The 12723-nt window shown below is 31.1% G+C and carries 12 protein-coding genes; 6 read left to right on the forward strand and 6 right to left on the reverse strand.

From position 1 onward, the window contains the following. Positions 1–2: 2 nt before the first annotated feature. The 6 genes from HMPREF9309_RS03780 (at position 3) to HMPREF9309_RS03805 (ending at position 7274) form a co-directional block, all read left to right on the forward strand. On the forward strand, positions 3–911 hold the full coding sequence (locus HMPREF9309_RS03780; protein ID WP_016646599.1) for a PDC sensor domain-containing protein: 909 nt from the start codon (positions 3–5) through the stop codon (positions 909–911). A gap of 19 nt (positions 912–930) precedes the next feature. Next, positions 931–1638: a 1-(5-phosphoribosyl)-5-[(5-phosphoribosylamino)methylideneamino]imidazole-4-carboxamide isomerase gene (hisA, locus tag HMPREF9309_RS03785; RefSeq protein WP_016646600.1), complete on the forward strand. Its 708-nt coding sequence runs from the start codon at positions 931–933 to the stop codon at positions 1636–1638. A gap of 69 nt (positions 1639–1707) precedes the next feature. Further along, a complete protein-coding gene (locus HMPREF9309_RS03790; protein ID WP_016646601.1) occupies positions 1708–2535 on the forward strand; it encodes a 50S ribosomal protein L11 methyltransferase in 828 nt (275 codons plus the stop codon). A 17-nt stretch (positions 2536–2552) separates the two neighbouring features. Then, the gene (gene ftsH / locus HMPREF9309_RS03795) at positions 2553–4493 is read left to right on the forward strand and encodes an ATP-dependent zinc metalloprotease FtsH (protein WP_016646602.1); all 1941 of its coding nucleotides are present in this window, start codon (positions 2553–2555) and stop codon (positions 4491–4493) included. Between the two features lie 270 nt (positions 4494–4763). Beyond that, positions 4764–6275, forward strand: a complete 1512-nt coding sequence (locus tag HMPREF9309_RS03800) for a 2-isopropylmalate synthase (protein WP_016646603.1) — start codon at positions 4764–4766, stop codon at positions 6273–6275. A 69-nt stretch (positions 6276–6344) separates the two neighbouring features. Continuing rightward, complete coding sequence (locus HMPREF9309_RS03805; protein ID WP_016646604.1) at positions 6345–7274, forward strand: bile acid:sodium symporter family protein; 930 nt, start codon at positions 6345–6347, stop codon at positions 7272–7274. A gap of 62 nt (positions 7275–7336) precedes the next feature. On the opposite strand, the gene serS is transcribed toward HMPREF9309_RS03805, so the two are convergent. The 6 genes from serS to der form a co-directional block, all read right to left on the reverse strand. Then, on the reverse strand, positions 7337–8581 hold the full coding sequence (serS, locus tag HMPREF9309_RS03810) for a serine--tRNA ligase (RefSeq protein WP_016646605.1): 1245 nt from the start codon (positions 8579–8581) through the stop codon (positions 7337–7339). A 69-nt stretch (positions 8582–8650) separates the two neighbouring features. Next, positions 8651–9289, reverse strand: a complete 639-nt coding sequence (locus HMPREF9309_RS03815) for a hypothetical protein (protein WP_196799662.1) — start codon at positions 9287–9289, stop codon at positions 8651–8653. Positions 9290–9364: 75 nt separating this feature from the next. Beyond that, the gene (locus tag HMPREF9309_RS03820; protein ID WP_034907686.1) at positions 9365–9808 is read right to left on the reverse strand and encodes a copper resistance protein CopD; all 444 of its coding nucleotides are present in this window, start codon (positions 9806–9808) and stop codon (positions 9365–9367) included. Between the two features lie 53 nt (positions 9809–9861). Further along, complete coding sequence (gene trpS / locus HMPREF9309_RS03825; RefSeq protein ID WP_016646608.1) at positions 9862–10833, reverse strand: tryptophan--tRNA ligase; 972 nt, start codon at positions 10831–10833, stop codon at positions 9862–9864. Next, complete coding sequence (locus tag HMPREF9309_RS03830; RefSeq protein ID WP_016646609.1) at positions 10830–11363, reverse strand: shikimate kinase; 534 nt, start codon at positions 11361–11363, stop codon at positions 10830–10832. The genes trpS and HMPREF9309_RS03830 overlap by 4 nt, the downstream gene beginning before the upstream one ends. Next, the gene (gene der, locus HMPREF9309_RS03835; protein ID WP_016646610.1) at positions 11338–12714 is read right to left on the reverse strand and encodes a ribosome biogenesis GTPase Der; all 1377 of its coding nucleotides are present in this window, start codon (positions 12712–12714) and stop codon (positions 11338–11340) included. The genes HMPREF9309_RS03830 and der overlap by 26 nt, the downstream gene beginning before the upstream one ends. Between the last annotated feature and the right edge of the window lie 9 nt (positions 12715–12723).

Here is a 12723-nt window from a genome sequence, read left to right on the forward strand (position 1 = left end):
ATTTGATAATTAGAGAAATTGAAGAATTTAAACTAACAAAGTCTAAAATAAAAGCCTATCTTAGTTATATTTTTAGTCAAAATTTACCAAATTTTAGTGAAGATATAGATGAAGAAAAAATCTTAAAAAGTTGTAAAAATATCTCAGATGAGCTTATGGGATACGATACTTTTTATATTTTAGATAAAAATGGCTATCAAATAAGTGATAATTTAGTTTTTTCTGCTAAGGGTATAAAAAACACTTTTAAAGGCGAGGATAAAAGCACTAAGTCATATTATAAAAAAGCTGTAAAAGAAAAAAGAGCTTATCTTTGTGAGCCATATCCTGGCACTTTTGATAGCAAGCTTAAAGTTACTATGGCAGTTCCTATTTATTCGCAAGATAAAGAGCTTTTATATGTTGTTTGCTGTGATATTTTACTTGAAGATATTTTAAAGCTTATAAATCCAAGTTCTGTTGATAGTGCTTTTGGTAAAATTTCAAGACTTTCATACTTTATTATAAGTGTAACACTTTTTTGTGTAGCGGCAATTTTATTTTATTTTGGTGTAAAAAGTATAGTTGTTACAAATTTTAGCTTAAACGATACATCAAAAATATTTGAATCAACGATTTTATTAACTCTTTCTTTGGCTATATTGGACCTTATAAAAGCATATTTTGAGGAAGAAATTTTAGGAAGACATGAAAAAAATAGCACAAATTCAAAAACTATGATAAAATTTTTATCATCAATTATCATAGCTCTTGCGATTGAAGCTTTGATGCTTGTGTTTAAATTTGCCATGACTTCACCAGATGAAATTATTTATCCAATCTGTTTGATAGTGGCAATCGCATTTTTAGTAGCTTCTTTGGGATTATATATTTACATAACTAAAAAAAGTTATTTTTTAAAGACAAAATAAAAAAACAAAAGGAGATAAAATGGAGATTTTCCCAGCAATTGATTTAAAAGAAGGCTACGTTGTAAGGCTTAGCAAGGGCGATATGAATAGTGCAAAAATTTACTCTAAAAACCCAAGCGATGAGGCCAAAAAATTTGAAGATTTTGGTGCAAAGTGGCTTCATATAGTTGATTTAGATGGAGCTTTTGCAGGAAGAAGTATAAATTATAGAGTCATTGAAGAAATAGTAAAATCAACAAATTTAAAAATACAAGTAGGTGGCGGCATAAGAGATGAAAAGGCAATTAAATTTTATGAGAATTTAGGAGTTGATAGATTTATATTAGGCTCAACTGCCTTAAATAATCCAGAACTTACAAAACAATTAGCTAAAATTTATAAAATTGCAGTTGGAATAGATGCAAAAAATGGATTTGTGGCAGCACATGGCTGGGCAAAACAAAGTAAAGTTTTAGCTTTTGATTTAGCAGCTATTTATAAAGATAGTGAAGTTGATGCTATAATTTGTACTGATATAAACAAAGATGGAATGCTTGGTGGAGTAAATTTTGACTTTACCAAAGAAATAGCCTTAAAAAGTGGAAAAAAGACTATTGCAAGTGGCGGAGTTTCTAGCATTGATGATATTGTAAAAGCAAAACAAATAGATGAAATTTATGGAGTAATTGTAGGAAAAGCATATTACGAAGGTAAAATAAATTTAGAAAAAGCTTTTAAACTAAGCTAAATTTGAACTATTTTTTTGTAAAATAATAATTTTCAAATAAATATCAAATTTTACAAAATGAGGTAAAAAATGAAAGAATTTTACTTTGAACTTATTGTTAGAAGCAATGCATTGGAATTTTTTAAAAATTTTGCTTTTGAAATGGGTGTTGATGCAGTTGAGTTTAAAGATGATTTTTTCATAATTCGTGATGAGGATAAAAGCTCTATAGATACTTTAAAATTTGCCTTTTTAGAGTATAGAAAAAGCCTTGAAAAAGCTCTAAATTTAAAAATAGATTTAGAGTTAAAAGATGAAAAGAAAAAAAATATCGATTGGATAGATGAGTATAAAAAAGGTGTTCAACCAGTTGAAGTTGGTGAAATTTATATCCATCCAAGTTGGGAGAAACCAAAAGATAACAAATTAAATTTAATGATCGATCCAGCACTTGCTTTTGGCTCTGGTCATCATGAAAGCACCAATATGTGCTTAGCTCTTATTCAAAAATATAAAAATGGCTATAAATCAGCTTTAGATGTTGGATGTGGAAGTGGGATTTTAAGTATAGCTTTATCAAAATTAGGACTTGAAGTAACTGCTTGCGATACTGATGCTCAGGCAGTTTTAGCAACTAAAGAAAACGCTTTGAAAAACGGTGTAGAATTATTTGAAATTTATACAGGAAGCGTTACAAACACAGATAAAACATATGATATTGTTGTAGCAAATATCATTGCTGATGTTATCATAGTGTTAAAAAATGATCTTATAAAATCTTTAAATAAAGGTGGGATTTTAATTTTATCAGGAATTTTGGAAAAATATTTTGATAAAATTAAAAAAGAATTTTGCCAACTTGAGTTAGTTGAGAGTTTGCAAAAAAACGATTGGGTAAGTTTTGTATTTAAAAAATAAATTTAAAAGGATTAAATTTGAATAATAACTTAAAAAATAATAACCAAAATGATCAAAACAATAAAAACAGCAATTTTTTTAATCAAAATCCTATAATTGTGTTTTTAATTTTTGCAGTTTTGATTATAGCGGTATTTAGATCTATGTCGCCAGACATTGGTATGGACGGCTCAAAAACAACGAGAAATGTTCCTTATTCTGAACTTAAAAGCTTAATAACCAATAAGCAAATTTCAAAAGTTTATATTGGTCAAAGCACTATAAAAGCAGATGGTGGAAATGTGCTTTATACTGCTAAAAAAGTGCAAGATCCAAACCTTACAGCTACACTTGATGAAAATGAAATTCCTTATGGAGCTTTTAATGAGTCAAATGTTTTAACCGATATTTTATTTACTTGGGTTATACCAATTTTTATTTTCTTTGGAATTTGGATGTTTTTGGTAAGCAGAATGCAAAAAAATGTAGGTGGTGGAATTTTAGGAATTGGAAGTAGTAAAAAGCTTGTTAATTCTGAAAAACCAAAGGTAAAATTTGATGATGTTGCAGGCGTTGAAGAGGCAAAAGAAGAAGTTCAAGAAATTGTGGATTATTTAAAAAGTCCTGATAAATACTTGCGCCTTGGAGCAAAAATTCCAAAAGGAATTTTACTTGTAGGACCTCCAGGAACTGGTAAAACACTTTTAGCTAGAGCTGTTGCAGGGGAGGCTGATGTGCCGTTTTTTAGTATTTCAGCATCAAGCTTTATAGAAATGTTTGTTGGAGTTGGAGCAAGTAGGGTAAGAGATTTGTTTGAAAATGCTAAAAAAGAGGCACCATCTATTGTATTTATAGATGAGATTGATGCTATTGGAAAAAGTAGATCAAGTGCTCCAATGGGGGGGAATGATGAAAGAGAACAGACTTTAAATCAGCTTTTATCTGAAATGGATGGATTTGATGCTGATAAATCTCCTGTTATTGTGATGGCTGCAACAAATAGACCTGAGATTTTAGATCCAGCACTTTTAAGACCTGGTAGATTTGATAGACAAGTTTTAGTTGATAGACCTGATTTCAAAGGTAGAATTGATATTTTAAAAATTCACATGAAAGATGTAAAATTTGCTGATGATATTGATATTGAAGAGATTGCTAGACTTACAACAGGACTTGCTGGAGCTGATTTGGAAAATATCGTAAATGAAGCCGCTCTTTTAGCTGGACGTGAGTCTAAAAGAGCTGTTGAACAAGAGGATTTAGTTGAGGCAGTTGAAAGAAGTATAGCAGGACTAGAAAAAAAATCACGCCGAGTTAATCCAAAAGAAAAAAGAATTGTTGCTTATCATGAATGCGGGCATGCGCTTATTGCAGAGGTTACAAAAGGGGCTAAAAAAGTTACAAAAGTCTCAATCATCCCAAGAGGACTTTCAGCTTTAGGATATACTTTAAACACACCTGAAGAGAACAAATTTCTTATGCAATATCATGAGCTAATTGCAGAAGTTGATGTTCTTTTGGGAGGGCGCGCTGCTGAAAAAGTATTTATAAAAGAGATTTCAACTGGTGCAAGTAATGATCTTGAAAGAGCAACTGATATTTTAAAAGCCATGGTTTCAATGTATGGAATGAGTGAAGTTGCAGGGCTTATGGTTTTAGAAAAGCAAAGAAACACTTTCCTTGGTGGACAAAGCGTAAAAGATTATAGTGAAAAAACAGCTCAAAAGCTTGATGAAAGTATAAAAGAAATGCTTTCAAAAAGATTTGATGAGGTTGTAAAAACTATGGAGCTTTATTCTGGTGCGATTGAAAACATGGTAGCTGAGCTTTACAAGTCAGAAACAATTGAAGGTGCTAAAGTTAGAGAAATAATCTCTAAATTTGAAGAAGAAAACAATCTTGTATCAAGACTTTCAGAAGTTGATGAAGATGATGAGCTAAAAGATATAAAAGAGGCTAAAGAAAAACAAAGTCACTAAACTTTACCGAGAATTTCTCGGTAAAGTTTATTTTTATAAAATCCTTGCAAAAAAGAACTAAATGCAGTATAATCAATAAATTTTATTTATAAAAGGAGCAAGGATGAATTTCAAACAAAATGCATTCAAAAAATTTCAAACATTTCACACTGATTTTAATACCCTACTGCTTCTTATTCTCATTTAAAAAATTTTCTATATTTTTACAATTTAATTTTGTTGCTAAATTTTAGCTCTTTAATACCATAATAACTAAAAAAAGGATAAAAAATGGATAATAAAATAATTATATTTGATACCACACTAAGAGATGGCGAGCAAAGCCCTGGGGCTTCTATGAATACTGAAGAGAAGTTAAGATTAGCATTGCAGCTTGAGAAATTGGGCGTAGATGTTATTGAGGCAGGTTTTGCTGCTGCAAGTCCAGGGGACTATGATGCAATAGAAAAAATTGCTCAATCAGTTAATAAAATAAATGTTTGTTCTTTAGCAAGAGCTGTTGAAAGCGATATAAAAGCAGCAGGCATGGCTGTAAATCCAGCTAAAAATAAAAGAATTCACACTTTCATCGCCACAAGCCCAATTCATATGGAATTTAAACTTAAAAAAACACCAAGCGAAGTTATAAAAATCGCACAAAATGCCGTAAAGTATGCCAAGACTTTCACAGATGATGTAGAGTTTAGTTGTGAAGATGCGGGAAGAAGTGAAATAAGTTTTTTAAAAGAGATTGTTGATGCGGCTATTGAAGCAGGTGCAACCATTATAAATTTACCAGATACTGTTGGATATAGGCTTCCAAATGAAATTTATAATTTTATAAAAATAATGAGTGATTATGTTGCAAATAAAGCCATTATTTCAGTTCATAATCACAACGACTTAGGACTTGCTACTGCAAATAGTTTATTTGGAGTAATGGCTGGAGCTAGGCAAGTAGAGTGCACAATTAATGGAATTGGTGAAAGAGCTGGAAATGCTGCACTTGAAGAGATAGTCATGGCCATAAAAACTAGAAAAGATGAGTTTAAGGGACTTTATACAGATATAGTTTGCAAAGAAATTTATAAAACTAGTCGTTTAGTTTCTTCAATAACTGGAATGGAGCCACAAGCAAATAAATCAATTGTTGGTAAAAATGCATTCTTACATGAAAGCGGAATTCATCAAGATGGTGTTTTAAAGCATCCTGAAACCTATGAGATTATAAAAGCAAGTGACATTGGTCTTGAAAATGATAATATAGTGCTTGGAAAACACTCAGGAAGACATGCTGTAAAAAGCAAGCTTGAGGCTCTTGGATTTGAATTAAATGATGATGAGCTAAATGCAGCGTTTGAGAGATTTAAAATTTTAGCCGATCAAAAAAAAGATATTTTTGATGATGATTTAAGGGCTTTAATAACTGATGAGATGATAAAAATACCTGAAGTTTTTGAAGTTATAACACTAAGTTCAAACTCATGCAATAAAGGACACTCAAGTGCAAGCATTACAATAAGAAATAAAGATAAAATAATAAGCGATTCAGCTCTTGGAAATGGCTCTGTGGATTCTATCTTTAAAGTAGTTGATAGGATTTCAAACATTAATGGTGTTTTAAAAGATTATCAAGTAAAAGCAGTAAGTAGTGGAAAAGATGCTATGGCAAAAGCAACTGTAAAAGTTCAGTTTGAAGATAAAAAAGCTGTTTTGGGAAGTGGGCTTGATGTTGATACTATGCTTGCTAGCGCAAAAGCCTATGTTGCTGCACTAAACAGCTATTTTAATTTAAAAAAATAATTAAAACCTCTAAAATTAGGGGTTTTAAAGTATTAAATTTTCTTAGAAATTTTTAATAAAGGTTAAAAGATGTTAAAAAACATAAGTTTGTTTGTTTCAAAGCAATTGGCTATTTTAGTTGTGCTTGCTACACTATTTTCACTCTATTATCCACAAGTTGGATCAAGCTTAGTTAAAACATCGTGGGTAGTTTATATTTTAGGCATTATAATGTTTGGTATGGGGCTTAATGTAAAGGCAAGTGATTTTAAAGAGCTTTTTATAAGACCAAAATTTGTTTTAATTGGCATTGGCGCGCAGTTTATAATAATGCCATTAATTGCCTATGTTTTGGTAAAAGGGTTTAATCTCCCCCTTGGTCTTGCAATTGGTGTTGTTCTTGTTGGAACCTGTCCTGGTGGAACAAGTTCAAATGTTATTACATACTTAAGTAAAGGCGATGTGGCTCTATCTGTTGGGATTACAAGTTGCACGACACTACTAGCTCCTTTTATGACGCCTATTTTAACAAAACTATTAATCGGTCAAAGTATAGATGTAAATGTAATAGCTATGTTTTTAAGTGTTGTTAAGGTTGTGATTGTTCCTATTGTGCTTGGAATTTTAGCACATAGATTTTTACCAAAAATAGCTGGAATTTTAAAAGATGTTTTACCTATGATCTCAACCCTTGGAATAGTGGCAATTGTCATAGCTGTAGTTAGCGTAAGTGCTGAAAAAATAATAGCAAATTTAGGAATTATAGTTTTAGTAGTTGTTTGTCACAATCTATTTGGGTATCTGTTTGGCTTTTTAGTTGGCAAGTCAGTTACAAAAGATATGGCAAAGATAAAGGCTCTATCAGTTGAAGTAGGTATGCAAAACTCAGGTCTAGCAACATCTTTAGCTTTAACTCATTTTGCCACCCAGCCACTTGCCGCAGTTCCTGGAGCGCTATTTAGTGTATGGCACAATATTTCAGGTGGAATACTAGCCTCTATTTTTGCAAGGATTAAATAAATTTTACGCCTAAAAAAGGAGTGAAATTTAAAGTGCTTTAAATTTGTAAAGCACTTTTTGTTTTATAGATATTTTTCCAAAACTTCTGGTATTTTTATAGAGCCATCACTTTGCTGGTAATTTTCCATTATTGCAATTAAGGTTCTACCAACTGCTAGCGATGAGCCGTTTAGTGTGTGTGCTAAAACATTTTTTTTGCCATCTTTATAGCGAATTTTAGCACGACGAGCTTGAAAATCACGGCAATTTGAAATAGAGCTAATTTCGCGGTAGCAATTTTGTGATGGTAGCCAAACTTCTAGGTCAATTGTCTTTGCCGCGCTAAATCCAAGATCACCACTACAAAGTAGCATATGACGATGAGCTAGTCCAAGGCTAGTTAAAAGATCACTTGCGCAACTTACCATCTCCTCAAATACTTTATCGCTCTCATTAGCTTTTGTGATAGAAACAAGCTCAACTTTTTCAAATTGATGTTGTCTTATCATTCCCCTAGTATCGCGCCCTGCACTTCCTGCTTCACGCCTAAAACAGTGGCTATAGCAAGTCATTTTGATTGGCAAATTTTCACTATTTATAATCTCATCGGCGTATAAATTTGTAACTGGAACTTCGCTTGTTGGTATCAGATAAAGTTCATCTTCGTTTATTTTATAGAGATCTTCTTCAAATTTGGGAAGTTGTCCTGTGCCATAAAGAATTTCAGGCTTTACAACAAATGGGACATTCACAAGCTCAAAACCACGAGATTGGTTAAAGTCAATCATATAATTAATCAAAGCTCTATTTAGTCTTGCGCCATAGCCTTTAATGGCGGTAAAGCGGCTTCCACTAAGCTTTACACCGCGTTCAAAATCAAGCCAACCAAGTTTTTCTCCAAGCTCATAGTGTGGTTTTGGAGTAAAACTAAACTTAGGAACTTCTAAAACTTTTTTAAGTTCAACATTTTCGTTTTCATCCTCTCCAAAAGGCACATCATCATCTATTATGTTTGGGATGTGAGATGCTTTTTGATCTAGATTTTCTTGAATAGAATTTACTATTTCTTGCAATTTTTGAATATTTTGTTTATTTTCTTCAAGCTCACTTTTAAGTTCAGTTATATCTTCGCCATTTCTTGCTTTTATGCCAACTTCTTTGCTTTTTGTGTTTTGAAGTGCTTGAAAATTTTCTAGTTCAAGTTTTTTTGCTTTTAAGTCGTTATAAACAGCTAAAAGCTCTTTTAATGCCTCTTTGCTTACTTTTTTGGCGATGAGTTTTTTGTTAAACTCATCAAAGTTTGTTTCTATTAGTTTTAAATTTATCATAGTTATTCTCCATAAAATCGCTATTTTATCAAAATTTTGATTTAAATAGGCTAAAATTGGAGATTTATTTTATTTTTTAATATTTTGAAATCTTTGAATAATTCCAACTATTTTATCTAAATCTTTTTTAGAATATGGTGCTGAAATAGTTATTTTCATGTTATTTGAGTTGTCTATTAGCTCATACCATGATTTTACTTTTTTTATGGTTATATCTTTTAAATTCATAGTGTAATTTTTTTTGTAAAATCCAAACTCCATGCTTTTCGTAATTTTACCCTTATAAATAGTTATTTCTTTATTCGCTAAAAGTGAAATTGGAAAAAACATTACCCCTATAAGTATAATAGCCTTAATAAATCTTTTGTATTCTTCTTTTTCAGGCGTTAGTTTTAAAAATCCATTTTCGCATTTTGGATCATTTTTATCTAGACATTTTATTTGTATTTCACCCTCGTATGAGTAAATTCTGCCATGTTTCGAGTCTAAATTTCTAAGTGTTGCACCATAAAATTGATATTTTTGTGTTTCTAAAATTAATTTTATATATTTATCATGATAAATTCTAGGAGGTTCAGTGATTGTATCATAAATAGCATAGGTAAAAAGTATAAAAATAAAAAGCGAAAGCGAATAAGAAAAAATTTTTATTGGATAAAAAATTAACTTTGTGCCTTTTACTTTCCTAAAAGACACAAAATAAAACAAAAAAAGACCAAATATAACTGTGACGAAAATTAAAATTAATAAAACTCGCATCTAAATTTAAAACTCATCAAATTTTTATCCTGCATATTGAAAATATACAGCTAAAAAAACGATAAATGCCGATAAAATAAGCGCTAAAGGATGTATATCTCCAAGTGGGCTAGGGCGTTTAAAGATGAATTTACAACTTAAATTTGTAGCAACTGCGATAAAAATAACAAATGCTAAAAGCACTTTTATCATAAAAAATATCTGTAAATTCGAGTTAAAGTATCCACCAGCGTTGCTTCCAACCCATCTTGTCATCATAAGTCCACCAGTTAAAAGTAGCAGTAAAACACAAAATGGCATTATTTTCACTCCACTTGAAGTGATAGCTTTTTTCATTTTTTCACCAGTTTGATTATCAACTTTTTTTAAAGCCATTTTAAAAACAACAACATCAAAAAATAGATATCCCACGAAAATTATCGCACAAAATAGATGAATAATTCTAGCGTATTCATATACTCCCATCATTTCTCCTAAATTTTAAGTTAAAGTCAAAATTATAATAAACTTTTATAAATGTTTTATCTATAAATTCCACAAATTTTTCTAATTTTTTGCATATTTTTTTCTGCTACGGCTTTTGCTTTTTTTGCCCCATCATCTAAAATTTCAAAAACTTCATCTTTATGGTTCATAAAATAGTCAAATTTCTCTCTTGCATCTTTAAAATAGTCCCAAATGACTTCATTTAGATACATTTTAAAGTGCCCATAACCCTCGCCACCTTTTTCATATCTTTTTTGCAAGGCAAGTTTTTCATCTTCATTTAAAAACAGCTCAGCAATTTTATAAACATTGCAATCTCTCCACTCTTTTGGCTCTTCTAAGGCAGTACTATCAGTTACGATGCTTGAAATTTGCTTTTTTAAGGTTTTGGCATCGCTAAAAATATCAATTGTATTTTTATAGCTTTTACTCATTTTAGCCCCATCAGTGCCTGGAACTGTGGCTAAGTTTTCTTCAACTTTTGCTTGTGGCAATGTAAAAATCTCACCGTGAGCGTTGTTAAATTTAAGAGCTATATCTCTTGCTATTTCAACATGTTGAATCTGATCTTTTCCAACTGGTACAAAATCAGCACTATAGAGTAAAATATCGGCTGCCATTAAAACAGGATAACTAAAGAGATCATGTTTTGTATCAAAGCCTTTTGCAATCTTATCTTTATATGCATGAGAGCGCTCAAGCAGTCCCATCGGTGTATAAGCGCTTAATATCCAGTAAAGTTCAAGCACCTCTTTTACATCACTTTGAACCCAAAATATGCTTTTTTTAGGATCAATCCCAAGAGCTAAAAAAGCACACGCTGCTTCGTAAGTGTTATCGCTAAGTTTGTGTGCATCGCTTACACTTGTCATTGCGTGGTAATTTGCGATAAACATAAACATCTTGCTATCGCCTAAATTTTGCTTTTCTACCATCGGTTTTATACTTGCGAAATAGTTGCCTAAATGAAGTTTTCCTGATGGTTGAAGTCCGGTTAGTGTTATCAAATTTTATCCTTTATTAATTCTTTAATTTTTATAGCTACCATTTTTGGGGATCTGCCACTTACATCCACTATCAAATCAGCCACTTTTTCATACTCATCTTCTCTTTTATCAAAAAGCTTTTTTGCCTCATTTAAGTCTTTAAGAAGTGGTCTTTTGGCTAGTTTTTTTGTAGCATTTGGAGAGTTTTTTATCCTATTTATTATGCCCTCAAAGTCTGATTTTAGGTAGATAATAGTTCCAAGTTTCTTTAAATTTGGCACTTTGTAAAATCCCCCGCCTGTTGAGATAATGGCATTATCAACATTTTTTTCTATAAATTTAGCCAATTTTTTCTCTATTTTTCTAAACTCATCTTCGCCATGTTTTGCAAAAATTTCTTTTATTTTTAAGTTATACGCACTCTCTATCAAATCATCAGAGTCTAGTGGAAAAAGTCCAGTTTCTTTATATAGCGCTCTTGCGATAGTTCCCTTGCCAACGCCCATAAAGCCAATTAAAACGATATTATTTTTTCTCTTCATCGTTTTCATCTTTGTTTTTACTTCTTGGAATTAATACAAGTGGAACGCCGGTTAAATCAAAATTTTCTCTAATTTTATTCATCAGATATCTTTTATAACTAAAATGAAGTGAGCGTGGACGGTTCATTATAAGTGCTATTTTTGGTGGATTAAATCCAAACTGAACGCAGTAATAAATTTTTACAATTTTGCCTTTATCGTGTGGAATTGGGTGATTTATAGTAGCTTCTTTTATAACTTCATTTAGGCGAGATGTTTTAAGTTTTTTTGTAAAATTTGCATAAATTTCAAGTATTAAATCATAAATTTTATGAACTCTTTTTCCTTGTAGTGCTGAAACGCTAATAATTGGAGCATAACTTAAAAATTTAAATTTATCTCTTATTAGTAGTGAAATTTGATCAAAGTCTTTTTCACCTTTGTTTTCCCATTTGTTTAGAACAATTATCACACCAAGTTCAAATTTAGCTGCAAGTCCGGCTATTCTTTCATCAAGCTCTGTTAAATCCTCACTGCTATCTAAAATCAATAAAGCAATATCTGAGTTTTCTAGAATTTGCTCAGTTCTATTTAGTGCAAATTTTTCAATTCCCTCAATTTTACCACGTCTTCTAATGCCCGCAGTATCGACAAACTCAATAGTTTTATCATTATAAATAAAAGTTTCATTAACAGGATCTATCGTAGTTCCTGCAACACTGCTTACAACACTTCTTTCATCTTTAACCAAAGCATTTAAAAGGCTTGATTTGCCAACATTTACACGACCAATTATGCCAACTTTTATATTTTTATCACTTTCTACAAACTCGCCACTATCATCAAAGTTTTCTAAAAAATCTTCCAAAAATTCTGTTTCATCTGGTTTTAAATTATCTTTTAAAAGTGGATAAATAGCATCTTTTAGCTCTTCAATACCTGTGTTGTGACTAACTGAGATAGCAAAACTATCCTTTATGCCAAACTCGTTAAACTCAAAACTTCTTTTTTCATCATTTCTACTATCGATTTTATTGATGACTAAAAAAATAGGAATTTTAAGTCGCATAAGAGAATAGACTATTTTCTTATCTTCATCTTGAGGCATCATTTTGCCATCTACCATAAATAAAATTATATCGGCTTCTTTTGCTTCTTTTAGGGTTTTTTCTCTTATATTTTTAAAAAGTTCTGAGCTTTCATCAAGTCCGCCGCTGTCAATTAAAAAGCAAGTCTTATCATAAATTTCAATTTCAGTTTTGTTTGTATCCCTTGTGGTTCCACTAACATCGCTTGTAATGGCAATCCTTTGCCTTGCAAGACGGTTAAAAAGTGAGCTTTTACCCACATTTGGACGGCCAATAATCATTATTTTTTGCAAAAATTAATC

Source organism: Campylobacter ureolyticus ACS-301-V-Sch3b (genome assembly GCF_000413435.1).
Lineage (GTDB): Bacteria > Campylobacterota > Campylobacteria > Campylobacterales > Campylobacteraceae > Campylobacter_B > Campylobacter_B ureolyticus_A.

Excerpts from the sequence above, each read along its gene's own strand:
- HMPREF9309_RS03820 (WP_034907686.1), bottom strand. The coding sequence starts at position 9,808 with ATGATGGGAGTATATGAATACGCTAGAATTATTCATCTATTTTGTGCG.
- HMPREF9309_RS03830 (WP_016646609.1), bottom strand. The coding sequence starts at position 11,363 with ATGAAAACGATGAAGAGAAAAAATAATATCGTTTTAATTGGCTTTATG.
- HMPREF9309_RS03790 (WP_016646601.1), top strand. The coding sequence starts at position 1,708 with ATGAAAGAATTTTACTTTGAACTTATTGTTAGAAGCAATGCATTGGAA.
- hisA (WP_016646600.1), top strand. The coding sequence starts at position 931 with ATGGAGATTTTCCCAGCAATTGATTTAAAAGAAGGCTACGTTGTAAGG.
- serS (WP_016646605.1), bottom strand. The coding sequence starts at position 8,581 with ATGATAAATTTAAAACTAATAGAAACAAACTTTGATGAGTTTAACAAA.
- HMPREF9309_RS03800 (WP_016646603.1), top strand. The coding sequence starts at position 4,764 with ATGGATAATAAAATAATTATATTTGATACCACACTAAGAGATGGCGAG.
- HMPREF9309_RS03805 (WP_016646604.1), top strand. The coding sequence starts at position 6,345 with ATGTTAAAAAACATAAGTTTGTTTGTTTCAAAGCAATTGGCTATTTTA.